This window comes from Mycobacterium sp. pUA109 (genome assembly GCF_041287095.1).
Classification (GTDB): Bacteria; Actinomycetota; Actinomycetes; order Mycobacteriales; family Mycobacteriaceae; genus Mycobacterium.
Genome location: NZ_JBGGKS010000004.1, coordinates 275422 through 299300 on the forward strand (window position 1 = coordinate 275422; position 23879 = coordinate 299300).

Consider the following 23879-nt stretch of genomic DNA (forward strand, 5'->3'; position numbering starts at 1 on the left):
AACCGCCTACCAAGGAGCGGAAGTTGACCACCGAGTTCGAGCGCCACGATCTGGCGAAAAACTCAAGCAGCGCAAGCGAATCCGACCGGGTTCGGGTGATCCGCGAGGGCGTCGCCTCGTATCTGCCCGACATCGACCCCGAAGAAACCGCCGAATGGCTGGAATCCTTCGACGAACTGCGGGAGCGGTCGGGTCCGGCACGAGCCCGCTACCTGATGTTGCGGCTGCTGGAACGCGCCGGCGAGCAGCGGGTGGCGATCCCGGCGTTGACGTCCACCGACTACGTCAACACCATCCCCACCGAGCTGGAACCCTGGTTCCCCGGCGACGAGGACGTCGAACGCCGGTACCGGGCCTGGATCCGCTGGAACGCCGCGGTCATGGTGCACCGCGCGCAGCGGCCCGGGGTGGGCGTGGGCGGGCACATCTCCACCTACGCCTCGTCGGCGTCGCTGTACGAGGTCGGCTTCAACCACTTCTTCCGCGGCAAATCCCATCCCGGCGGCGGCGACCAGGTGTTCATCCAGGGCCACGCCTCCCCCGGCATCTACGCGCGCGCCTTTTTGGAGGGACGACTCGGCGCAGATCAACTCGATGGCTTCCGTCAGGAGCACAGCCACCCCGGCGGCGGGCTGCCGTCCTACCCGCACCCGCGGCTGATGCCCGACTTCTGGGAGTTCCCCACCGTGTCGATGGGCCTGGGCCCGATGAACGCCATCTACCAGGCCCGGTTCAACCACTACCTGCACGACCGCGGCATCAAGGACACCTCCGATCAACACGTGTGGTGCTTCCTGGGCGACGGCGAGATGGACGAGCCGGAAAGCCGCGGGCTGGCGCACATCGCCGCGCTGGACGCGTTGGACAACCTGACCTTCGTGATCAACTGCAACCTGCAGCGCCTGGACGGTCCGGTGCGCGGCAACGGCAAGATCATCCAGGAGCTGGAGTCGTTCTTCCGCGGCGCGGGCTGGAACGTCATCAAGGTGGTGTGGGGCCGGGAATGGGACGCGCTGCTGCACGCCGACAAGGACGGCGCGCTGGTCAATCTGATGAACGTCACCCCAGACGGGGACTACCAGACCTATAAGGCCAACGACGGCACCTATGTGCGGGACCACTTCTTCGGTCGCGACCCGCGCACCAAGGCGCTGGTCGCCGACCTGTCCGATCAGCAGATCTGGAACCTCAAGCGCGGCGGCCACGACTACCGCAAGCTGTATGCGGCCTACCGGGCGGCCAGCGAGCACAAGGGTCAGCCGACGGTGATCCTGGCCAAGACCATCAAGGGTTACGGGTTGGGCTCCTACTTCGCCGGCCGCAACGCCACCCACCAGATGAAGAAGTTCCGGCTGCAAGACCTCAAGGACTTCCGGGATTCCATGCGAATCCCGGTCTCCGACAAGCAGTTGGACGACGACCCGTACCTGCCGCCGTACTACCACCCCGGCCCGGACGCGCCGGAAATCCGCTACCTGCTCGACCGCCGCCGCACCCTGGGCGGTTTCGTGCCGGAGCGGCGCACCAAGTCCAAGGCGCTGACCCTGCCCGGCCGCGACGCCTACGCGGCGGTGAAGAAGGGCTCCGGCCACCAGGAGGTGGCCACCACCATGGCCACCGTGCGGATCTTCAAGGAACTGTTGCGGGACAAGGAGATCGGCCCGCGGCTGGTGCCGATCATTCCCGACGAGGCCCGCACCTTCGGGATGGACTCGTGGTTCCCGTCGTTGAAGATCTACAACCGCAACGGGCAGCTGTACACCTCGGTGGACGCCGAACTGATGCTGGCCTACAAGGAAAGCGAAGTCGGCCAGATCCTGCACGAGGGCATCAACGAGGCCGGCTCGACGGCCTGCTTCACCGCGGTGGGCACCTCGTATGCCACCCACAACGTGCCGATGATCCCGCTGTACATCTTCTATTCGATGTTCGGGTTCCAGCGCACCGGCGACGGCCTGTGGGCGGCCGGCGACCAGATGGCCCGCGGCTTTTTGCTGGGCGCCACCGCCGGGCGCACCACCTTGACCGGGGAGGGCCTGCAGCACGCCGACGGTCATTCGCTGCTGCTGGCGTCCACGAATCCGGCGGTGGTCACCTACGATCCGGCGTTCGCCTACGAGATCGCGCACATCATCGAAAGCGGCCTGGCCCGGATGTACGGCGAGAACCCGGAGAACGTGTTCTTCTACCTGACCATCTACAACGAGCCCTACGTGCAGCCGGCCGAACCGGACAACCTCGACGTGGAGGGGGTGCTGCGCGGCATCTACCGCTATCGGACGGCTACCGAGCGCCGCACCAGCACCGCCCAGGTGCTGGCCTCCGGGGTGGCGATGCCCGAGGCGCTGCGGGCCGCCGAGCTGCTGGCCGCCGACTGGGATGTGGCCGCCGACGTGTGGTCGGTGACCAGCTGGGGTGAGCTCAACCGCGACGGGCTGGCCATCGAACGCGAGGCGCTGCGCCACCCGGACCGGCCGGCCGGGGTGCCGTACGTGACGCAGGCGCTGGCCGATGCGCGCGGGCCGGTGGTCGCGGTGTCGGACTGGATGCGGGCGGTGCCCGAGCAGATCCGGCCGTGGGTGCCCGGCACCTACGTCACGCTGGGCACCGACGGGTTCGGCTTCTCCGACACCCGCCCGGCGGCGCGGCGCTACTTCAACACCGACGCCGAATCGGTGGTGGTGGCGGTGCTGGAGGCGCTGGCCCGCGACGGCGAGATCGACCCGTCGGTGGCGATCGCGGCCGCCCGCCAGTACCGGATCGACGACGTGGCCGCCGCGCCGGAGCAAACCTCCGACCCCGGGGTCGCCTAAAGCCGCGGCCTCGGGCCTGCGCTGAGGGCGTCGAGACTGAAGTCACGGCGTCGAGCCTGCGCTGAGGGCGTCGACCCTGCGGTGAGACCGTGTTTTCGCACCGATACTGGGCGCTACCGCAGGCTCGGCGCCGTGGATGCAGTTTCGATGCCACTACCGCAGGTTCGACGCCGCTAGCGCAGCCTCGATGCCCTGGCCGTACTTCCCTAGCCGCCAACTCCAAAGGTCACCGTCGGGCGTCGACGGCGTCGGGCAGGGCCTTGAGCAGCTTCGCGTCGGCGGTCAGCAACGTGAGCCGTTCCACGCTCGCCTGAGCTACCAGCATGGCGTCGAAGGGATCCCGGTGCGGCAGCCCGGCGTGATCCGAGGCCAGCGTGTGGCGACGGGTGACCGGAAGGTCGTGCAGGCCCGACCGATCGAGCGCGGCATCCAGGTCGTCCGGCAACGTGATCTTGCCGATCGCCGCCTTGATGGCGAGTTCCCAGGTGCTCGCCGCCGACAGGTACACCGCGGCGCTCGCCCGGATCCGAGTCCGCGCCTGGCTGCCCAGCCGCGGACTGTCGTCGAGCAGCCACAGCGCGACGTGGGTGTCGAGCAGGACGCCGCTCACGCGATGCCGAACAGGGCGTTCAGGTCGCTGTCGGTGTCGTCGAAGTGGTCGGCGTCGTAGTCGAGCCGCCCGGCCAACGCGCCGAAAACAACCTCGGCCCGCCGGTGCGGGACGAGGTCGGCGACGGGCTTGCCGGCGCGCGCGATGGTGATCGTCTCGCCGTTCTCGACGCGAGTCAGCAAGTGCGACAGGTGGGTCTTCGCCTCATGGGTGTTGACAGTCGACATAGCACGACTTTACTGAACTTAGTTTAGTCTGACTAGATCCACCGGCCAGGTGCCCGTTGGCGGATACATCCAGAAAAACCGCGTAGCTTTTAGGGATGGCCGACAGTTCCGACACCGGGTTTGTCCTGCCGCGCTCGACGCTGGACCAATTGGAGGCGGTGCCGGAGTCGCTGTTGCGGCGGCTCAAGCAGTACTCCGGCCGGCTGGCCACCGAAGCGGTGTCCGCCATCGGCGACCGGTTGCCGTTCTTCGCCGAACTGGAGGCCTCCCAGCGCGCCAGCGTGGCGCTGGTGGTGCAGACCGCCATCGTCAACTTCACCGAGTGGATCCACGACCCGCGCGGCAACGTCGGCCACACCGCGCGCGCGTTCGAACTGGTGCCCCAGGACCTCGCCCGGCACATCTCGCTGCGCCAGACCGTCGACATGGTGCGGGTCACCATGGAGTTCTTCGAAGAGGCGGTGCCGATGGTGGCCCGCTCCCAAGAGCAGGTCACCGCGCTGACCGCGGGCATCCTCAAATACAGCCGCGACCTGGCCTTCACCGCGGCCTCGGCGTACGCCGACGCGGCGGAGGCCCGGGGCACCTGGGATTCCCGGATGGAGGCCAGCGTGGTGGACGCGGTGGTGCGCGGCGACAGCGGCCCCGAGCTGCTGTCCCGCGCGGCGGCCCTGAACTGGGACACCACCGCCCCGGCCACCGTGGTGGTGGGCACCCCGGCCGCCGGCCGGGAGGCCCACGCCAGCCAGGATGTCCGCGATGTCGCCACCCGGCACGGTCGCGCCGCCCTGACCGACGTGCACGGCACCTGGCTGGTGGCGATCGTGTCCGGTCAGCTGTCGCCCACCCAGAAATTCTTCGGCGACCTGCTCAGCGCGTTCTCCGACGGTCCGGTGGTGATCGGCCCGACCGCCCCCATGCTGACCGCGGCGTACCACAGCGCCAGCGAAGCCATCTCCGGGATGAACGCCGTCGGCGGGTGGACCGGGGCACCGCGTCCGGCGCTGGCGCGCGAACTGCTGCCCGAACGCGCCCTGATGGGCGACAAATCGGCCATCGCGGCGCTGCACACCGACGTGATGCGGCCGTTGGCCGACGCCGGCCCGGCGCTCACCGAGACGCTGGACGCCTATCTGGATTGCGGCGGCGCCATCGAAGCGTGTGCCCGCAAGTTGTTCGTTCATCCAAACACCGTCCGGTACCGGCTCAAGCGCATCGCCGACTTCACCGGCCGCGATCCCACCCAGCCGCGCGACGCCTACGTGCTGCGGGTGGCGGCCACCGTGGGCCGGCTGACCTACCAGGCGCAAGCCAACAGTGCTGTTGTCCAGCCGCCTACCACCGTCACCGCGATCCCACCCGCGGGATCGGGTCTGCATCACACCGGGTGACACATCTCAGGACGGTATCGAAGACATCGCGGCCACCACCCCTTTTGTAGGATCTCCACAAGAACTTAAGACAAGGTTCATAATCTGATACACCCCGCAAAACCGGGTTCACAGTGTTCTCTTAAACACGTGATTGCGTTGCTCGCTCCCGGACAGGGAACCCAGACGCCCGGCATGCTGTCGTCGTGGCTGGAGCTGCCCGGCGCCGCCGACCAGATTGCGTCGTGGTCCCAGCTCACCGGCCTGGACCTGGCCCGGCTCGGCACCACCGCGGAGGCCGACGAGATCACCGACACCGCGGTCGCCCAGCCGCTGATCGTCACCACCACCTTGCTGGCCCACCAGGAGCTGCGCCGCCGCGGGCTGCTGGCCGACGCCGACGCCGTGGTCGCCGGCCACTCGGTCGGTGAGATCGCCGCCTACGCGATCGCCGGGGTGATCAGCGCCGATGACGCCGTCCGGCTGGCCGCCACCCGCGGCGCCGAAATGGCCAAGGCCTGCGCGGCCGAACCGACCGGCATGGCCGCGGTGCTCGGCGGCGACGAGGCCGAGGTGCTGGCCCGGCTCGAGCAGCTGGACCTGGTGCCGGCCAACCGCAACGCCGCCGGCCAGATCGTGGCCGCCGGTCGCCTGGACGCGCTGGACAAGCTCGCCGAGGACCCGCCGGCCAAGGCCCGGGTCCGCCGGCTGGCCACCGCCGGGGCGTTCCACACCCACTTCATGGCGCCCGCGCTGGACGGGTACGCCGCCGCGGCCGCCGCCACCGCCACCGCCGAACCGGTCACCACGCTGCTGTCCAACGCCGACGGGCAGCCGGTGGCGTCCGCGACGGCCGCGATGAGCACGCTGGTCGCCCAGCTGACCCGGCCGGTGCGCTGGGATTTGTGCGTCGACACGCTGCGTCAACGCAATGTCACGGCGATCGTGGAGTTCCCGCCCGCGGGGACGCTCACCGGCATCGCCAAGCGCGAACTTCGGGGGGTTCCGACGCATGCCGTCAAGTCGCCCGCAGACCTGGACGGGTTAACGGAGCTGTAGCCCGCCAGGACAACCAGATAAATGCACGTCAGTTCCAAGTAACACCAACAAGAAACAACATCGAAGGGAGGCCACACGGTGGCCGTCAGCCAGGAAGAAATCATCGCCGGTATCGCCGAGATCATCGAAGAGGTGACCGGTATCGAGCCGTCGGAGGTCACGCCGGAGAAGTCGTTCGTCGACGACCTGGACATCGACTCGCTGTCGATGGTGGAGATCGCGGTGCAGACCGAGGACAAGTACGGGGTGAAGATCCCGGATGAGGACCTCGCCGGCCTGCGCACCGTCGGTGACGTCGTGAACTACATCCAGAAGCTCGAAGAAGAGAACCCCGAGGCCGCCGCGGCCCTGCGCGAGAAGATCGAAGCCGACCGCGCATGACCAAGCCGTCCACGGCCAACGGCGGTTACCCCAGCGTTGTGGTAACCGCCGTCGAGGCCACCACATCGATCGCGGCGGACATCGACGGCACGTGGAAGGGTTTGTTGGCCGGCGAGAGCGGCATCCACGTCCTCAAGGGCGAGTTCACCGAAAAGTGGGACCTGGCGGTCAAGATCGGCGGCCAGCTCAAGGACCCGGTCGACGAGCACATGGGCCGGCTGGATCTGCGCCGCATGTCGTATGTGCAGCGGATGTCCAAGCTGCTGTCCGGCCGGCTGTGGGAGAACGCCGGCACCCCGGAGGTCGACCCGGACCGGTTCGGCGTCGTCATCGGCACCGGCCTGGGTGGCGGCGAGAAGATCGTCGAGACCTATGACCTGATGAACGAGGGCGGCCCCCGTAAGGTGTCGCCGCTGGCCGTGCAGATGATCATGCCCAACGGTGCGGCCGCGGTCGCCGGTCTGCAGCTCGGTGCCCGCGCCGGGGTCATCACCCCGGTGTCGGCCTGTTCGTCGGGCTCGGAGGCGATCGCGCACGCCTGGCGGCAGATCGTCATGGGCGACGCCGACATCGTCGTCTGCGGTGGTGTGGAAGGCGGCATCGAGGCGCTGCCGATCGCGGCGTTCTCGATGATGCGCGCCATGTCGACCCGCAACGACGAACCCGAGAAGGCGTCGCGGCCGTTCGACAAGAACCGCGACGGGTTCGTGTTCGGCGAGGCCGGTGCGCTGATGATCATCGAGACCGAGGAGCACGCCAAGGCCCGCGGGGCCACACCGCTGGCTCGGTTGATGGGCGCCGGCATCACCTCGGACGCCTACCACATGGTGGCGCCCGCACCCGACGGCCTGCGGGCCGGCCGGGCGATGACCCGGGCCCTGGAGTTGGCCGGGCTGTCCGCCAAGGACGTTGACCACGTCAACGCCCACGGCACGGCCACCCCGATCGGGGACACCGCCGAGGCCAACGCGATCCGGGTCGCCGGGTGCGAAAACGCCGCGGTGTACGCGCCGAAGTCGGCGCTGGGTCACTCGATCGGCGCGGTCGGTGCGCTGGAGTCGGTGCTCACGGTGCTCTCGCTGCGTGACGGGGTCATCCCGCCCACGTTGAACTACGAGACACCGGACCCGGAGATCAACCTCGACGTTGTCGCGGGCGAACCCCGGTACGGCGACTACCAGTACGCGATCAACAACTCGTTCGGATTCGGCGGGCACAACGTCGCGCTCGCCTTCGGGCGGTACTAAAGCGGTACCGCGGCACGGAAAACGTAAGTAAGGATTGTCGGAGGACAGTTCAGTCATGACATCGCTGTGTACGGGGAACGGCTTCCCCGACGTCGTGGTGACTGGGATCGCCATGACGACGGCTCTGGCGGCGGATGCGGAAGGCACGTGGAAGGCGTTGCTGGACGGCCAAAGCGGGATCCGTAAGCTCGACGACCCGTTCGTCGAGGAGTACGACCTGCCGGTGCGGATCGGTGGGCACTTGGTGGAGGCGCCGGAGTCCTTCGATGAGGGGCTCAGCCGCACCGAGCTGCGTCGGTTGTCGTACTTGCAGAAGATGTCCACCGTGCTGGGCCGGCGGGCCTGGGCCAACGCCGGCTCCCCCGAGGTCGACACCCGGCGGCTGATGGTGTCCATCGGCACCGGGATGGGCTCCACCGAAGAACTGGTGTGGGCTTATGACGGCATGCGGGAACGCGGCCTGAAGGCGGTGTCGCCGCTGGTCGTGCAGAAGTACATGCCCAATGGGGCGGCCGCGGCCGTCGGGCTGGACCGGCACGCCAAGGCCGGGGTGATCACCCCGGTCTCGGCGTGCGCGTCGGGCTCCGAGGGCATCGCCCACGCCTGGCAGCAGATCGTGCTCGGTGAGGCCGACATGGCGATCTGCGGCGGGGTGGAGACCCGCATCGAGGCGGTGCCGATCGCCGGCTTCGCCCAGATGCGCATCGTGTTGTCCACCACCAACGACAACCCCGCCGGGGCGTGCCGCCCGTTTGACCGCGACCGCAACGGGTTCGTGTTCGGCGAGGCCGGGGCGCTGATGGTCATCGAGACCGAGGAACACGCCAAGGCCCGCGGCGCCACCATCTTGGCCCGCATCATGGGGGCCTCGATCACCTCCGACGGCTACCACATCGTGGCCCCGGACCCCAACGGGGAGCAGGCCGGTCACGCGATGAGCCGCGCGGTGCAGCTGGCCGGGCTGACCCCCGACGACATCGACCACGTCAACGCGCATGCCACCGGAACCGTGGTCGGCGACGTCGCCGAAGGCCAGGCCATCAACCACGCCTTGGGCGGCCACAAGGCCGCGGTCTACGCGCCCAAATCGGCGCTGGGCCACTCGGTCGGCGCGGTCGGCGCGGTGGAATCCATCCTGACCGTGCTGGCGCTGCGGGATCAGGTCATCCCGCCGACGCTGAACCTGGTCAACCTCGACCCCGAGATCGACCTGGACGTGGTGGCCGACAAGCCGCGCCAGGGGGATTTCAAGTACGCCATCAACAATTCGTTCGGGTTCGGCGGACACAACGTCGCAACCGTCTTCGGTCGGTACTGACGGCCCCGGCGCACTGCAGAAGGAGAGTCGCGATGACGATCATGGCCCCCGAGACGGTCGACGAATCGCTCGACCCCCGCGATCCGCTGCTGCGGCTGCGCACATTCTTCGACGACGACAGCGTGGAGCTGTTGCACGAGCGGGACCGCTCCGGCGTGCTGGCCGCGGCGGGCACCGTCAACGGGGTGCGCACCGTCGCGTTCTGCACCGACGGCACCGTGATGGGCGGCGCCATGGGCATCGAAGGCTGCACCCACATCGTCAACGCCTACGACACCGCGATCGCCGAACAGGCCCCGATCGTGGGCATCTGGCACTCCGGTGGCGCCCGGCTGGCCGAAGGCGTTAAGGCGCTGCACGCGGTCGGGTTGGTGTTCGAGGCGATGATCCGGGCGTCCGGCTACGTGCCGCAGATCTCGGTGGTGGTCGGTTTCGCCGCCGGCGGCGCGGCCTACGGCCCGGCGCTGACCGACGTGATCGTGATGGCGCCGGATTCCCGGGTGTTCGTCACCGGGCCCGACGTGGTGCGCAGCGTCACCGGCGAGGACGTCGACATGGCCGCCCTGGGCGGCCCGGACACCCACCACAAGAAGTCCGGGGTGTGCCACATCGTCGCCGACGACGAGCTCGACGCCTACGCTCGCGGCCGTCGCCTGGTCGGCTTGTTCTGCCAGCAGGGGCATTTCGACCGCAACAAGGCCGAGGCCGGCGAGATCGACCTGCACGCGCTGCTGCCCGAATCGCCGCGGCGCGCCTACGACGTGCACCCGCTGGTGCACGGCCTGCTCGATGACGACGCCCCGTTCGACGAGTTCCAGGCCAAGTGGGCGCCGTCGATGGTGGTCGGCCTGGGCCGGCTGTCCGGGCGCACCATCGGGGTGCTGGCCAACAACCCGCTGCGGTTGGGCGGCTGCCTGAACTCCGAAAGCGCGGAGAAGGCGGCACGTTTCGTGCGGCTGTGCGACGCGTTCGGCATTCCGCTGGTGGTGATCGTCGACGTGCCCGGCTATCTGCCCGGTGTCGGGCAGGAGTGGGGCGGCGTGGTGCGCCGCGGCGCCAAACTGCTGCACGCGTTCGGCGAAGCCACCGTGCCGCGGGTCACCCTGGTCACCCGCAAGACCTACGGCGGCGCCTACATCGCGATGAACTCCCGGGCGCTGAACGCCACCAAGGTGTTCGCCTGGCCGGACGCCGAGGTCGCGGTGATGGGCGCCAAGGCCGCCGTCGGCATCCTGCACAAAAAGAAGCTGGCCGCCGCCGCCGACCACGAGCGCGACGCGCTGCACGACGAGCTGGCCGACGAGCACGAGCGGATCGCCGGCGGGGTGGATTCCGCGATCGAGATCGGGGTGGTCGACGAGAAGATCGACCCGGCGCACACCCGCGGCAAGATCACCGAGGCGCTGGCCGAGGCGCCGGCGCGCCGCGGCCGCCACAAAAACATCCCGCTGTAGGGGCTTTTTGCCGCGAGCGTGCGTGTCCCCGGTCGACACGCCGCGCAAATCACCGGATTTGCGCACGCTCGCCGGCGGGTCACCTCCCCCTGCGCGAACGTGCGCAGTTGTACGCTAAAACCCCACTCGGACCGTACATCTGCGCACGCTCGCGGCCATGGCTAGCGCGGCCATGGCTAGCGCGGGGACCGGTCACGATCCCGTCGCGGATCGACCCGAACCGCTGACCGCCACGGCGTAGCGCCCTAACATCCGGATATATGGACGCTTCGGATGAACCTGCAACCGATGGCCACACCCCCGGGCACCTGCCACGACGCCAGGTGTTAGGCGGCCTCGCGGCCCTAGGCGTGGGCAGCGCAGGGGTTTCCGCGCTGGTCGCCGGGTGTCGCGACTCCACCCATGCCGCCGGCGCCGACGGTCCCCCCAGTTACGGGACCGGGATCAACGAGGGCTTCAACGGCAAGATCGCCCTCGACGTGCGCGACTCCACACCCGACTGGACGCCGTTCGAACTCAAACACGCCCCCAAGGACGCACCCAACGTGCTGGTGGTGCTGTTCGACGACACCGGGATGGCGTCGTGGTCGCCGTACGGCGGGCGCATCAACATGCCGACCATGCAGCGCCTGGCCGACAATGGGCTGACCTACACGCAATGGCACACCACCGCGTTGTGCTCGCCCACCCGGTCCTGCATGCTGACCGGCCGCAACCACCACGTCAACCGCTTCGCCTCGATCACCGAAGGCTCCGACGGATTCCCCGGTGCGGCGGCGCGGCTGCCCGCCCAGTGCGCGACGGTCGGCCAGGTGCTGCAGGAAAACGGGTACAGCACGTTCTGGGTCGGCAAAGACCACAACGTGCCCGAGGAGGACGTCTCCAGCGGCGGCAGCAAGTCGGAGTGGCCGCTGCAGAAGGGCTTCGACCGGTTCTACGGGTTCCTCGGCGGGGAAACCAACCAGTGGTACCCGGATCTGGTGGAGGACAACCGGTTCATCGAACAGCCGTATAACCCCGACGCCGGTTATCACCTGTCGAAAGACCTCGCCGATCAGGCGCTGCGGATGCTGCGCGACCAGCGGTCCAGCAACCCGTCCAAACCCTGGTACATGTGGTTTTGCCCGGGCGCCAACCACGCCCCGCACCACAGCCCCGCCGACTACGCCGCCAAATACAAAGGGCAATTCGACGACGGCTACGAGGCCTACCGCGAGTGGGTACTGGGTCGCATGATCGACAAGGGCATCATGCCCAAGGGCACCAAGCTGACCCCGCTCAATCCGCTGCCCGCCGACGTGGCGGTGGAAACGGATTCGGTGCGGCCGTGGAATTCGCTGAGCCCCGACGAGAAGCGGCTGTTCTCCCGGATGGCCGAGGTGTTCGCCGGGTTCTCCGAGTACACCGACGCCCAGGTCGGCCGGATCATCGACTACCTGGAACAGACCGGGCAGTTGGACAACACCATCATCTTCTACTGCGCGGACAACGGAGCGTCCGGCGAAGGCTCGCCGAACGGGTCGGTGAACGAAAACAAGTTCTTCAACGGCTACCCCGACGACTTGGCCGAGAACATGCAGTATCTGGACCGCCTCGGCACTCCCGACACCTACAACCACTACCCGACCGGGTGGGCGGTCGCGTTCTCCACACCGTTTCAGATGTTCAAGCGTTACTCGCAGTTCTCCGGCGGCACCTGTGACCCGCTGGTGATCCACTGGCCGAAGGGCATCAAGACGAAAGGCCAAATCCGCCACCAGTATCACCACGTCACCGACATCGTGCCCACCATCCTGGACGTGGCGGGCATCAAGATGCCGGAGGAACACCGCGGCGTCAAGCAGTATCCGCTCAACGGGACCTCGATGCAGTACAGCTTCGAGGACGCCAAGGCGCCCACCACCAAGAAACGGCAGTACTACGCCATGCTCGGCACCCGCGGCATCTGGGCCGACGGGTGGAAGGCGTCCTCGCTGCACGCACCGCTGGGCGGCAAGGGGCATTTCGACCAGGACAAGTGGGAACTCTTCCACGTCGACGAGGACCGCTCCGAGTCGACGAACCTCGCCGATCAGCACCCCGACAAGCTCAAGGAGTTGATCGACGCGTGGAACGAGGAAGCCAAGAACAACTACGTCCTGCCCCTGGATGACCGCTCGGCGACCGAAATGATCACCATCGCGCGACCGCAGTTCGAGCCCCCGCGGGAGCGCTACCTGTACTACCCCGACACCTCACCGGTCCCCGAAGGGGTGGCGGTCAACATCCGCGGCCGGTCCTACAAGATCATCGCCAACGTCGACCTCAGCAACGACGCCCAAGGCGTGATCTTCGCGCACGGTTCCCGTTTCGGCGGGCACGCCCTGTTCATCAAGGACGGCAAGCTGCACTACGTGTACAACTTCCTGGGCATCAAACCCGAACAGGACTTCGTCTCGCCGCGGCTGACCCCCGGCAAACACTCGCTGGGGATGGAGTTCACCCGCGAAAGCTCCGGCAAATACGGTGAATCCCTGGGCACCACCACGCTGTACGTCGACGACAAGGCCGTGACCAAGGGGCCGATGCGCGCGCAGATCGGCAAGTTCACCCTGGCCGGCGACGGGCTGTGCGTCGGCTTCGACAGCGGCGACAACGTGTCCGGCCAATACCAGAACCCGGGCACGTTTACCGGCGGCACGATTCAAGGCGTCGCGATCGACATCAGCAAGGAGGCCTTCATCGACCTGCAGAAGGAAGCCGCCGCCGCCCTAGCCCGCGACTAACCCCCGCGCGAGCAGACGCAAAAGCACCCCAAAACCCCTGGCTTTGAGGGCTTTTGCGTCTGCCCACCCCCCAAGCGCCCCCCTTAGCGCGTGGTGTAGCCGCCGTTGGCGAAGACGGTCTGCCCGGTGATCCAGTGCCCACCGTCGACCAGGAACGTCACCAGCGGCACGATGTCCTCGATCTGGGTCAGCCGGTTGCCCATGCCCTGCGACTTGTGGAACTCGACCCGCTCCGGCGTTTCCTGCGGGTAGAAGAACGGGGTGTCCATCGGGCCGGGCGCGACGCTGTTGACGTTGATGCCGCGCACCCCGAACTCCTTGGCCGCCGCCCGGGTGAAGTGCTCGACCGGGCTCTTGGAGCCGGCGTAGGTGGAGTAGCCGTCGGTGAACGCGCCCAGCAGCGCGGTCACGATCGTCACCACCGAGCCGTTGTCGTTGAGCCGCTTACCGGCTTCCTGCAGGAAGAAGTAGGCCGCCTTGGCGTTGATGTCGAACATCGAATCGTATTCGGCCTCAGTGGTTTCCACGATCGGCTTGCGCAGCACCTTGCCGACGGTGTTGATCGCGATGTCGACCCCGCCGAACGCGTCGACGGCCGCGTCGAACAGCGCGGTCACGTTGGCGGGCACGGTGAGATCGCCCTGCACCTTGATCGCCTGGGCGCCGGCGGCCCGCACCGCGGCGACGGTCTTGTCGGCGTCGGGTTCGGTGCCGGCGCTGTTGTAGTGCACCGCGACGTTGACGCCGCTGGCGGCCAACGTCGTCGAGATCAAGCCGCCCAGGTTCTTAGCCCCGGCCGCCACCACCGCTGATTTCCCCGCCAGGTTGCTCATGGTTGTCCCCTCCTGCCTCAGGAACGAACCTAGCCCCCAGTAGCACAAAGCAGAAACAATCATTCGTGAACTTCTAACAACCACCGTTTGTGGATAGGGTGGGCCGATGTCGCCGGTCCCCGATCTACGCCGCTTGGCTCATTTCATCGCGGTGGTGGAGGCCTCCGGGTTCACTCGCGCCGCCCGGCAACTGCACCTGTCCCAACAGGCGCTGTCGAATTCGGTCCAGCAGCTGGAAAAAGAAATCGGGGCGACGCTGCTGATGCGCGCCGGCCGTCGGATCACCGTGACCCCGGCCGGGCAGACGCTGTACGACGAGGGTCGCTCCTTGCTGGCCGCGGCCCAAACCGTCACCCAGCACACCCGGGCGGCAGCCACCACCCAGCCCGACGAGTTCGTCATCGCCCACACCCCGGCGATCAGCAACCATGACGTGTATGCGCTGATCACACCGGCGGTCCTCGCGTCGCCGGGCACCTCGTTCACGGTCCGGCAGGTCTTCCCCGACCAGCTGGTCACCGGGGTGCACGACGGCACCATACATCTGGGGTTACGCCGCGGGGTGTCGCCGCAAGAACGTCTCGCCAGCGCGGTGGTCCGCTACGACACGCTGCGGGTGGCGCTGCGCAGCGATCACCGGCTGGCCGCCCGCACCCACCTGGCTGTCGCCGAGCTGGCGGACGAATTCATTGCGCTGTGGGCGCCGCCCGGGGCGTCCTACTACAGCGACTTCCTGGTCAACGCCTGCCGACGCGCCGGCTTCGAACCGCAGTACCGGGTGAGCCGGGTGCAGGGCTGCCCACCGGAGGTCGCCGCGTTGACTGAGGACGCCGCCGCGTTCGTCACCGCGCCGCCGGGTCCGGCCGCCCACGGCGCCGTCATGGTGATCGATCTCGACGGGCCGCTGCTGGTACCGATGCAGGCGCTGTGGCAGCCGCACACCACCTCGGCGGTGCGGGACCTGATCGTGGCGTGACCTTGCGCCCGGGGTGACGATGAGAATGCGTCGAGGGTCGTGGATTTCGAAAATGCACGACCGCAGACGCAATCTCAACACCCATTTCCGTATTGCTCGTCACGCCTAGTGCGCGGGTTTGGTGGCGGTGACGGCGTGGGTGCGGATCAGCGGTAGCCCCCACCAGCCGCGCCAGCCGAGATCCCGGCGCGTGACCTCGGCCATGCCGCAGTGCCGCAGCCGGGTGGCATACAACCGGGTGAAACCGATATCGACGATCACCACTCGACCCCCGGGCCGCAGCACCCGGACCGCCTCATCGATCGCCGAGCGCCGCGCGTTATTGCCGGGCAGATTGTGGATGGCCAGGCTGCTCACGATGAGATCGAAGGACCCGTCGGGGAACTGCAGAGCGGTCATGTCCCGGGTGTGCAGCTCTATCCGATCGGCGACGCCTTCGGCTGCGGCGTTCGCCAGTGTCGCCTGCAGGGAGTTTCCGGTCTGGTCTGGGCGCCAGATGTCCACCCCGACAGCGGTTCCGCGCGGCACCAGTTTGGCGGCGGCCAACAACACCGCGCCGCGGCCGCAGCCGAGGTCGAGTATGCGTTCGTCGCCGCGGAGTCCCAGCCCGGTCAGCAGCCGTGCCCACACCTCGAACTTGCCGCGCCGGCTGAACCGCGCGATGCCGGCGCCAGCGGCGACCAGAACGACGGCGAGCACGGTGGCCCCAATCCCGGGCAATAGCCGTCCGGCGTCCAGCCAGATCGCGGCACCCGCCACGGCCGCGAGGCACAACAATGCGTACCCGCCGAAGACGACCGGCGCGGGAATCAGCCGGTAGTCGCCGTCGACCCCGTATTGCCCGCGCGGGCGGGCGAGGTCGGTTGTCGGCTCAGTCATCGTGATCGCCTCCGTAGGTAACGGTCCGGTAGTCCCGGGCGAGTCGTTCGAAAATCGGGATGGCCTTCGCCGCAGCGCGTTTCAGCGTCTCGCCGCGCGGGGCGTCGGCGGGCTCGAACGCCCGGTGCACGGTGTCGGCGAGCTGGTCGGCCTTCTGCTCGAGGCTCAACCCCAGGCTCGGCGACAGCAACGGCTCGGCCGCGAAGAAGCCGAACACCAGAACCGGCAAGGTGTAGTCGAGGTCGCTCGGGCGCAGGTCCGACCGCAGCATTTCTTCCGCGGCCAGCACCGCCAAATAGTCGCGGTTGACGCCCAGCTTGGCTTCCTCGAGCTGGCGATGCTCCGCCCGGGCCAGAAACGTGTCGAGGGTGTCGGCGTCGCGGGTGTACAGCGCCCGCAGCACCGGACGGCTCATCGCCTCGACGAACAGCCGCCGCAGGTAGCGGTGCAGCGCGACCTCACCCGGGTCGTATTCGAGCCCAGCCACGATGCCATCGGTCATCGCCGCCGCCTCGCGGGCGCTGACCGCAAAGAACAGCTCCTCGCGTGAACGCCAGTGCAGGTAGATGGTGCCCTTGCCGACGCCGGCACGACGGGCCACCTCGTCGATCGTCACGCGCCGATAGCCCCAGCGCAGCAACAGGTCCCGCGCGGTGTCCAGGATTCGATCGGCCCGTTGCGCCCGGTCCATCCCAGCACGTTCCACCATCGCCACCCCGATCCGATCCACAGGTGATGACCAAAGTACACTTTTGGTCATTGGTCATCAACCGGGATGTGGGGCCGCCCCAGACATCGGGCCGCCGGCCGGTCAGGTTCGGGCCAGGATGGCCGACAGGGCCCGGTGCAGTTCCCCGTCGGGGTCGGCCGGCAGCGCGTCGGCCCGCCAGCCGACGAAATCGTCGGGGCGGACCAACAGCGCCCCGCCGGGTGCCAGCCCGGTGACCGCGGCCCACCCGCCGTCGGGGTCGGCGACGTCGACGCCGATGCCGTGCACGGTGATCGGCACGCCCAACGCGGCCGACACCGACGTCGCGGCATCGCGCCACCGCTCCCCGCCCCTCCCGGTGAGCACGGTGAAGCCGGGACCGACGAGATCGAGGGTCGACACGCGCTTCCCCACGCGCTGCACCCAGGCGTGCGGCACCCGGGTACCGGGCTGGCCGCGCAGTTCGTCCACCAGGGCCACGGCGTCCGGGTCGGCCGGGACCGGGTCGTCGGTCAGCACCGCCGCCGAGCGGTATCGGTAGCCGAGCAGCAGCGCGAAGATGGCGCACTCCTCCTCGGCTGGCAACCGCACGCTGGCGTCGTCGAAGCGCAGCAGGTCCAATTGCGGACCGGTACACGACTGCCGCGCGGAAAACCGACCGACCGGGTGCCGCTCGGCATGGTACGTCGAAAGCAGCGCCGGTTGGGCCGTCCCGTTCAGGACCGCCGCCAGCTTCCAGGCCAAGTTGTGCGCGCTCTGGATGGCGACATTGGCTCCCCCGGCTTTGAACGGGGGCATGGTGTGCGCCGCGTCGCCAACGAAAAAGACCCGCCCGCACCGCAATTGGTCGGCCACCTGCTCATAGGGCTGCCAGGGCGCCACTTCGATGATCTCCACGTCGATCGGCTCGCCGACGGCGGCGCGGATCAGCTCGCGGCACCGCTGCGGGGTGAATTGTGCGGCGGTCTCGCCGTGGCGGGGGAAGTAGGTGGTGGCGAACATCCCAAGATCACCCTGGGCGACCAGAAACAAGCCGTCCACCTCTGGGTTCTTGACCTGCACGGCGTCGCCGTCGCCCAAGTGCGGCACGAATTTTCGCCACGGCGCCCGAAAGTAGACGAAGACCACAAACAGCGGCCAGGCACCGGACCCGGCGGTGGTGATGCCCAGCGTGGCGCGGGTCGGGCTGTGCACGCCGTCGGCGGCGACGAGGTAGTCGGCGCGGTGCGTCTCGGTGTTGCCCGTCGCCTGCTCCCGGATGACCGCAGTGACACCGGTGTCGTCCTGCTCGAGCGAAATCACCTCCCACCCGTAACGCACCTGGCTGCCGCGCCGTCGGGTGTCGGCCAGCAGGATCGGCTCCAGCTTGCTCTGGGGGCAGTAGCTGGCGGCCGGTTCGGGGCTCAGCCCGGCCAATCCGGCGAAGATGGCGTCCACATCCAGCGCCGGTTTTTCGTCGGGGCTGTTGAGTGCGGGCTTGACCACCAGGTCGCTGACGTGTTCGGCGACCGCGTGGACGTCGTCGCGCAGCCCCAGCCCGCGCAGGATCTCCAGGCTACGAAAACTCAGGTTGCGGGCTTTGGGGTAGATGAACACCTCGCGTCGCTTCTCCACCAGCAGCGACCGCACGCCGTGCTGGGCGAGCAGCGCGGAGGTGGCCAGGCCGGCGGCGCCCGCGCCGACGATGAGCACTGGGACACGATTGACGCTCATGGTGACCTCCCTTGCCGTACCGGTGCCGATACGGAACTATCTAGTTCCGTTTGGTTGCCAGCTTGGCACCGAACGGGGGTTTGCACAAGGAGTTCAGTCAGACCGACCCGGAGCGGTCGCTAGCGGCACGATGACGTCCTCGAGGACGCGCCGCACGAAGACCCGATCCAGCGGGCGCCCAGTCATGATCCGCAGCACGTTGAGGCCCAAGGCGACGTCGGGAACCAGCGTCAGGTCGCGATCCGCGGGCACCTCCCCGCGCGCGACAGCGCGGTCCAGGATCACCCGGATCGTGTGGCGGGGCCGGGACAAAACAAGGTCATCCAAGGCGGCCGCCAACACCGGGTTGTGCATGGCCGCCGTCGCCACGCCGACGATCACCGCCATGGTGCCCAGATCGGCTTCGTCCAGGTCAGGGACCATGTCGACCACGGCGTCGAGATCGCCGCGCAGGCTGCCGGTGTTCGGCGCCTCCACCGGCCCCAACCCCCGCCGCCAGTGCGCGATCGCATCGGCGACCACCTCGGCCTTCGAGGACCAGCGCCGATAGATCGCCGCCTTCCCGACCCGAGCCCGCGACGCGATGTCGTCCATGCTCACCCGGTCATAGCCGTGCTCGGCCACCCCGGCCAGCGCCGCGTCGAGGATGACCGCGTCGCGGGACCGATCCAGCCGCCCGCGGCTGCGGCGCGGCCCGGCCGCTGTGTTCTCTTTCGCCAAGGCCTGCCCATCCGTCCCAACGACACGATATAGTTCCGTTCTAATGTACGTGGTCGTCCCCCGCGAGCGTGCGTAGAAACGGCTACCGGCCCGGTGTGTCGACCGGGGACACGCACGCTCGCGGCAGAAAGGTGACCTAGCTCAGGAACTCCTGGGCCACCGCCACTACCCGGTCGCGGTCGGCGGGCACCAGCCCGATCCGGGTGCGGCGATCCAGGATGTCGTCGACGTCCAGTGCGCCCTCGTGGGTGACCGCGTACTCGAACTCGGCCCGGATCACGTCGATCCCCTCGGCCACCGGGTCACTCGGGCGCTCACACGTGGCGGTGGCCACCACATTGCCCGCCTCCGCGCCGTAGCGCGCCACCAGCGACGCGGGCAGACCGGTCGTCAACGGTGTGCCGGTGCCCGGATTGGACAGGGCGCCCACCAGCGGCAGATCCCGGGTGCGGCAGCCGCCGGCGCTCAGCCCCCGCGCCGCCACCGCCCGGTCCAGCACATCCTCGGCCATGTACCGGTATTCGGTCAGCTTGCCGCCGATCACGCTGAGCACCCCCGACTCCGACTCGACCACGGCATGCTCGCGGGACACATCGGCGGTGCGGCCCTCCCCGGTGTCGATCAGCGGCCGCAGCCCCGCGTAGGACCCGATCACGTCGGCCGCGCTCAGCGCGGTGCCCAGCGCGGTGTTCACCGTGTCCAGCAGGAACGCGGTCTCCGCCGAAGATGGTTGCGGCACATCGGGAATCGGTCCAGGCGCTTCCTCGTCGGTGAGGCCCAGGTACACCCGGCCGAGCTGTTCGGGCATGGCGAACACGAACCGGTTGAGCTCCCCGGGGATCGGCACGGTCAGCGCCGCGGTGGGATTGCCGAACGCCTCGGCGGCGAACACCAGATGGGTTCCGCGGCTGGGCCGCAACATCAGCGCCGGGTCGATCTCGCCGGCCCACACCCCGGTCGCGTTGATCACCGCGCGCGCCGACACGTCGAAGGACTCCCCGGACCGCTGGTCGGTCAGCCGCACCGACGTGCCGGTGACCTGCGAGGCCGCCACGTAGGTCAGGATCCGGGCGCCGTAGGACGCCGCGGTCCGCGCGACCGCGGCGACCAGCCGGGCGTCGTCGATCAGTTGGCCGTCGTAGGCCAGCAGCCCGCCGTCGAGGCCGTCGCAGCGCACGGTGGGCGCCAGGTCCACGACGCGGTCCGGCGGGATCCGGCGCGAGCCGGGCAAGATCGCGCTCGGCGTACCGGCCAGCCGGCGCAGCACGTCGCCGGCGACGAACCCGGCGCGCACCAGCGCCCGCTGCCCGCGGCCCATCGACGCCAGCAGCGGCACCAGTTGCGGCATGGCGCGCACCAGGTGCGGGGCGTTGCGGGTCATCAGCAGGCCGCGTTCCACGGCGCTGCGCCGGGCGATGCCGACATTGCCGGTGGCCAGGTAGCGCAGGCCGCCGTGCACCAGCTTCGAACTCCACCGGCTGGTGCCGAACGCCAGGTCGTGCTTTTCCACCAACACCACCCGCAGGCCGCGGGTCACCGCGTCCAGGGCCACCCCGGCGCCGGTGATGCCGCCGCCGATCACCACCACATCGACCGGGTCGCGGTCGGCCAGCGCCATCAGTTCGACGGTGCGGCGGGTGGCGTTGAGCGCGTTGGCATCCGACATCAGGACAGGTATCCGTTCAACGCGTACTGCAGTTCGGCGGCCAGCGCGTCGCCGTCGAGGATCGGGGCGACGATCTGGGCCGACTGGATGGTGGACTGGGTGATCAGCAGGCACATCGCGGCCAGCCGGCGCGGGTCGCCGGCGCGCACGCTGCCGTGCCGCTGCGCCACCCGCAGATCGGCGGCTAGCGCGTCGATCAGGATCTGCTGGCTGGTGCCCAGCCGGTCGGCGATGTAGACCATCGCCAGCTCCGGGGCCGAGCGCAGCACCGCCGAGATCAGGTCGTCGGCTCGCAACCGCTGGGCCAGCGCCACCACCCGGTCCACCAGCGCCTCCCGGTCTTCCCCGCGGGCCGGCACCTCGTCGAGCACCCCGGTGATCCGCGCCGTCAGCAGCGCCGCCAGCACCGAGCGGGTGTCCGGCCAGCGGCGGTAGACGGTGGGTCGGCTGACCCCGGCCCGCCGCGCGATCTCGGCCAGCGTGACCCGCTCGACCCCGAAGGCGGTCACGCAGCTGGCGGCGGCGGCCAGGATCCGGTCGCCGATATCCACCGACGGGTCATTACTGATTGACACCACGTGTAATACTGTAACGCATGTCTGATGCGCTGCTGCCGCCGATGAAGTGGGACGCCTGGGGCGACCCGGCCGAGGCCACCCCCCTGTCCGACGGCATCCGGTCGCTGCTCAAACAGGCGCTCGGCGTGTCGGAAGCCGCCGCGGTCGAGCGCGGCCCCGACCAGGTGCGGCTGCGCCCCAGCACGCTGGCCGACCCCGACCGCCAGGCGCTGGCCGCGATCGTCGGCGCCGGGCAGTGCCGGGTCGACGACCGCGACCGGCTGCTGCACGCCGGCGGCAAATCCACCCTGGATCTGTTGCGGCGCAAGGACCCCGGCGTGCAGGACGCCCCCGACGTGGTGCTGCTGCCCGGCGGCCCTGATGGCGAGGACCAGGTCGCGGCGATCCTGGACTACTGCGGTCGGCACCGCATCGCCGTCATCCCGTTCGGCGGCGGCACCAGCGTGGTCGGCGGGCTTGACCCGGTGCGCGGCGCGTTCGACGCCGTGGTCGCGTTGGACCTGCGCCGCTTCGACCAGCTGCTGGCCGTCGACGCGGTGTCGCGGGTGGCCGAGTTCGGCGCCGGCGTCACCGGGCCGGCCGCCGAACGGCTGCTGGCCGAGCACGGCCTCTCGCTGGGCCATTTCCCGCAGAGCTTCCAGTTCGCCACCCTGGGCGGGTTCGCCGCCACCCGCTCCTCGGGCCAGGATTCGGCCGGCTACGGCCGGTTCGACGACATGATCCGCGGGCTGCGCGCGATCACCCCGGCCGGTGTGCTCGACGTGGGCCGCGCCCCGGCCTCGGCGGCCGGCCCGGACCTGCGGGAGCTGCTGATCGGGTCCGAAGGCGTCTTCGGCGTCATCACCCGGGTGCGGCTGCGGGTGCATCCCGCCCCGGAGGCCACCCGCTATGAGGCGTGGTCGTTCCCGGATTTCGCCACCGGCGCCGCGGCGCTGCGCGCGGTCACCCAGACCGGCACCGGCCCGACGGTCATCCGGCTCTCCGATGAGGCCGAGACCGGCGTGAACCTGGCCACCACCGGCGCGATCGGCGAACAACAGATCACCGGCGGCTGCCTGGCGATCACGGTGTTCGAGGGCACCGCCGCGCACGCCGAGACCCGGCACGCCGAGACCCGGGCGGTGCTGGCCGCCCACGGCGGCACCTCGCTGGGCGAAGACCCGGCCCGGGCCTGGGAGCACGGCCGGTTTTCCGCGCCGTACCTGCGGGATTCGCTGCTGGCCGCCGGCGCGCTGTGCGAGACGCTGGAGACCGCCACCGACTGGTCCAACATCCCCGCGCTCAAGGCCGCGGTGACCGAGGCGCTGACCGCCGAGCTGGGCGCATCGGGCACCCCGGCGCTGGTGCTGTGCCACATCTCGCACGTCTACCCCACCGGCGCGTCGCTGTATTTCACCGTCGTCGCCGGGCAGCGCGGCAACCCGATCGCGCAGTGGCGCGCCGCCAAAACCGCGGCGTCGGAGGCGATCATGGCCGCCGGCGGCACGATTACCCACCACCACGCGGTCGGCGTCGACCACCGGCCCTGGATGGGCGCCGAGATCGGCGAGCTGGGGGTGCAGGTGCTGCGGGCGGTCAAGGCGACGCTGGATCCGGCCGGAATCCTCAACCCCGGCAAGCTGATCCCGTGACACCTGGGCCGCTGCACCGCCGCGAGATCGGCCGGGTCACCGTGCTGACCAACCCGGCCTCCGGGCACGGCAACGCGCCGCACGCCGCCCAAGCCGCGATCGCCCAATTGCAGCGCCGCGGTGTGGACACCGTCGAAATCGTCGGCGCCGACGCGCAGCACGCCCGTCGGCTGCTGGACGCCGAACTCGACAAGGGCACCGACGCCCTGGTGGTGGCCGGCGGCGACGGGGTGATCTCCGAGGCGCTGCAGGCGTTGGCGGGCACCGACGTTCCGCTGGGCATCGTGGCGGCCGGCACCGGCAACGACCACGCCCGCGAATTCGGGCTGCCCACCGGCGCTCCGGCGGCCGCCGCCGATATCGTCGCCGACGGCTGGACCGAAACGGTGGACCTGGGCCGGATTACCGCCGCCGACGGCACCCGGAAATGGTTCGGCACCGTGGTGGCCACCGGATTCGACTCCCTGGTCAGCGACCGCACCAACCGGATGCGTTGGCCGCGTGGGCGGATGCGCTACAACCTGGCGATCCTGGCCGAGCTGTCGCAGCTGCGGCTGCTGCCGTTTCGGCTGGTGCTCGACGGGCGCGATGAGATCGTCACCGACCTCACCCTGGCGGCGTTCGGCAACACCCGCAGCTACGGCGGCGGCATGCGGATCTGCCCGCACGCCGACCACGCCGACGGGCTACTCGACATCACCATGGTGCATTCGGCGTCGCGCACCAAGCTGATCCGGCTGTTCCCCACCGTGTTCACCGGCAGCCACGTCGACCTGGACGAGGTGACCACCGCCCGGGCGCACACGGTGGCGGTGGACTCTCCGGGCATCACCGCCTACGCCGACGGCGAATACGCCTGCGCGCTGCCCGCGGAGATCGCCGCGGTGCCGGCCGCCCTGCGGGTGCTGCGCCCGCACTGACGCCGACTGT

20 protein-coding genes are annotated in these 23879 nt (G+C 69.4%); 11 read left to right on the forward strand and 9 right to left on the reverse strand.

All coding sequences use genetic code 11. From position 1 onward, the window contains the following. The first annotated feature begins 23 nt into the window (after positions 1–23). Positions 24–2813, forward strand: a complete 2790-nt coding sequence (aceE, locus tag ACAG26_RS07030; RefSeq protein WP_370480639.1) for a pyruvate dehydrogenase (acetyl-transferring), homodimeric type — start codon at positions 24–26, stop codon at positions 2811–2813. 226 nt (positions 2814–3039) lie between these two features. On the opposite strand, the gene ACAG26_RS07035 is transcribed toward aceE, so the two are convergent. Beyond that, positions 3040–3423: a type II toxin-antitoxin system VapC family toxin gene (locus tag ACAG26_RS07035; RefSeq protein WP_370480640.1), complete on the reverse strand. Its 384-nt coding sequence runs from the start codon at positions 3421–3423 to the stop codon at positions 3040–3042. Beyond that, entirely contained in the window at positions 3420–3650 is a 231-nt protein-coding gene (locus ACAG26_RS07040) for a type II toxin-antitoxin system Phd/YefM family antitoxin (RefSeq protein WP_370480641.1), read from the reverse strand. The genes ACAG26_RS07035 and ACAG26_RS07040 overlap by 4 nt, the downstream gene beginning before the upstream one ends. 95 nt (positions 3651–3745) lie before the next feature. Here ACAG26_RS07040 and ACAG26_RS07045 point away from each other — a divergent pair, with 95 nt between their 5' ends. From ACAG26_RS07045 to ACAG26_RS07075, 7 genes are all read left to right on the forward strand, one after another. Beyond that, positions 3746–5041: a PucR family transcriptional regulator gene (locus tag ACAG26_RS07045; RefSeq protein ID WP_370480642.1), complete on the forward strand. Its 1296-nt coding sequence runs from the start codon at positions 3746–3748 to the stop codon at positions 5039–5041. A gap of 129 nt (positions 5042–5170) precedes the next feature. Then, positions 5171–6079, forward strand: a complete 909-nt coding sequence (locus tag ACAG26_RS07050; RefSeq protein WP_370480643.1) for an ACP S-malonyltransferase — start codon at positions 5171–5173, stop codon at positions 6077–6079. A 78-nt stretch (positions 6080–6157) separates the two neighbouring features. Next, the gene (acpM, locus tag ACAG26_RS07055) at positions 6158–6460 is read left to right on the forward strand and encodes a meromycolate extension acyl carrier protein AcpM (protein WP_071027743.1); all 303 of its coding nucleotides are present in this window, start codon (positions 6158–6160) and stop codon (positions 6458–6460) included. Beyond that, entirely contained in the window at positions 6457–7707 is a 1251-nt protein-coding gene (gene kasA, locus ACAG26_RS07060) for a 3-oxoacyl-ACP synthase KasA (RefSeq protein WP_370480644.1), read from the forward strand. The genes acpM and kasA overlap by 4 nt, the downstream gene beginning before the upstream one ends. Before the next feature lie 55 nt (positions 7708–7762). Then, positions 7763–9025 carry a 3-oxoacyl-ACP synthase KasB gene (kasB, locus tag ACAG26_RS07065; RefSeq protein WP_370480645.1) on the forward strand — a complete coding sequence of 421 codons (1263 nt, stop codon included), beginning with the start codon at positions 7763–7765 and terminating at the stop codon, positions 9023–9025. A 32-nt stretch (positions 9026–9057) separates the two neighbouring features. Next, positions 9058–10479, forward strand: coding sequence for an acyl-CoA carboxylase subunit beta (locus tag ACAG26_RS07070; RefSeq protein WP_370480646.1), 1422 nt, complete (start codon positions 9058–9060; stop codon positions 10477–10479). A gap of 260 nt (positions 10480–10739) precedes the next feature. After that, the gene (locus tag ACAG26_RS07075; protein WP_370480647.1) at positions 10740–13244 is read left to right on the forward strand and encodes an arylsulfatase; all 2505 of its coding nucleotides are present in this window, start codon (positions 10740–10742) and stop codon (positions 13242–13244) included. 83 nt (positions 13245–13327) lie between these two features. Here ACAG26_RS07075 and ACAG26_RS07080 read toward each other — a convergent pair whose 3' ends face one another. Further along, complete coding sequence (locus ACAG26_RS07080; protein ID WP_370480648.1) at positions 13328–14077, reverse strand: SDR family oxidoreductase; 750 nt, start codon at positions 14075–14077, stop codon at positions 13328–13330. Between the two features lie 106 nt (positions 14078–14183). Here ACAG26_RS07080 and ACAG26_RS07085 point away from each other — a divergent pair, with 106 nt between their 5' ends. Continuing rightward, positions 14184–15053 carry a LysR family transcriptional regulator gene (locus ACAG26_RS07085; RefSeq protein WP_370480649.1) on the forward strand — a complete coding sequence of 290 codons (870 nt, stop codon included), beginning with the start codon at positions 14184–14186 and terminating at the stop codon, positions 15051–15053. 105 nt (positions 15054–15158) lie between these two features. Here ACAG26_RS07085 and ACAG26_RS07090 read toward each other — a convergent pair whose 3' ends face one another. From ACAG26_RS07090 to ACAG26_RS07115, 6 genes are all read right to left on the reverse strand, one after another. Further along, positions 15159–15932: a class I SAM-dependent methyltransferase gene (locus ACAG26_RS07090; protein WP_370480650.1), complete on the reverse strand. Its 774-nt coding sequence runs from the start codon at positions 15930–15932 to the stop codon at positions 15159–15161. Beyond that, on the reverse strand, positions 15925–16623 hold the full coding sequence (locus ACAG26_RS07095) for a TetR/AcrR family transcriptional regulator (RefSeq protein WP_370480651.1): 699 nt from the start codon (positions 16621–16623) through the stop codon (positions 15925–15927). Before ACAG26_RS07095 ends, ACAG26_RS07090 begins: the two co-directional genes overlap by 8 nt. A 120-nt stretch (positions 16624–16743) precedes the next feature. Next, the gene (locus ACAG26_RS07100) at positions 16744–18354 is read right to left on the reverse strand and encodes an FAD-dependent monooxygenase (protein WP_370480652.1); all 1611 of its coding nucleotides are present in this window, start codon (positions 18352–18354) and stop codon (positions 16744–16746) included. A gap of 93 nt (positions 18355–18447) precedes the next feature. Further along, positions 18448–19074: a TetR/AcrR family transcriptional regulator gene (locus ACAG26_RS07105; RefSeq protein ID WP_370480653.1), complete on the reverse strand. Its 627-nt coding sequence runs from the start codon at positions 19072–19074 to the stop codon at positions 18448–18450. Between the two features lie 136 nt (positions 19075–19210). Then, entirely contained in the window at positions 19211–20740 is a 1530-nt protein-coding gene (locus ACAG26_RS07110; RefSeq protein WP_370480654.1) for a glycerol-3-phosphate dehydrogenase/oxidase, read from the reverse strand. Continuing rightward, entirely contained in the window at positions 20740–21318 is a 579-nt protein-coding gene (locus ACAG26_RS07115) for a TetR/AcrR family transcriptional regulator (RefSeq protein ID WP_370480655.1), read from the reverse strand. The genes ACAG26_RS07110 and ACAG26_RS07115 overlap by 1 nt, the downstream gene beginning before the upstream one ends. Before the next feature lie 41 nt (positions 21319–21359). Here ACAG26_RS07115 and ACAG26_RS07120 point away from each other — a divergent pair, with 41 nt between their 5' ends. Both ACAG26_RS07120 and ACAG26_RS07125 read left to right on the forward strand, forming a co-directional pair. After that, positions 21360–22949, forward strand: a complete 1590-nt coding sequence (locus tag ACAG26_RS07120) for an FAD-binding oxidoreductase (RefSeq protein WP_370480753.1) — start codon at positions 21360–21362, stop codon at positions 22947–22949. Next, complete coding sequence (locus ACAG26_RS07125; protein ID WP_370480656.1) at positions 22946–23869, forward strand: diacylglycerol kinase; 924 nt, start codon at positions 22946–22948, stop codon at positions 23867–23869. Before ACAG26_RS07120 ends, ACAG26_RS07125 begins: the two co-directional genes overlap by 4 nt. Positions 23870–23879 lie beyond the last annotated feature (10 nt).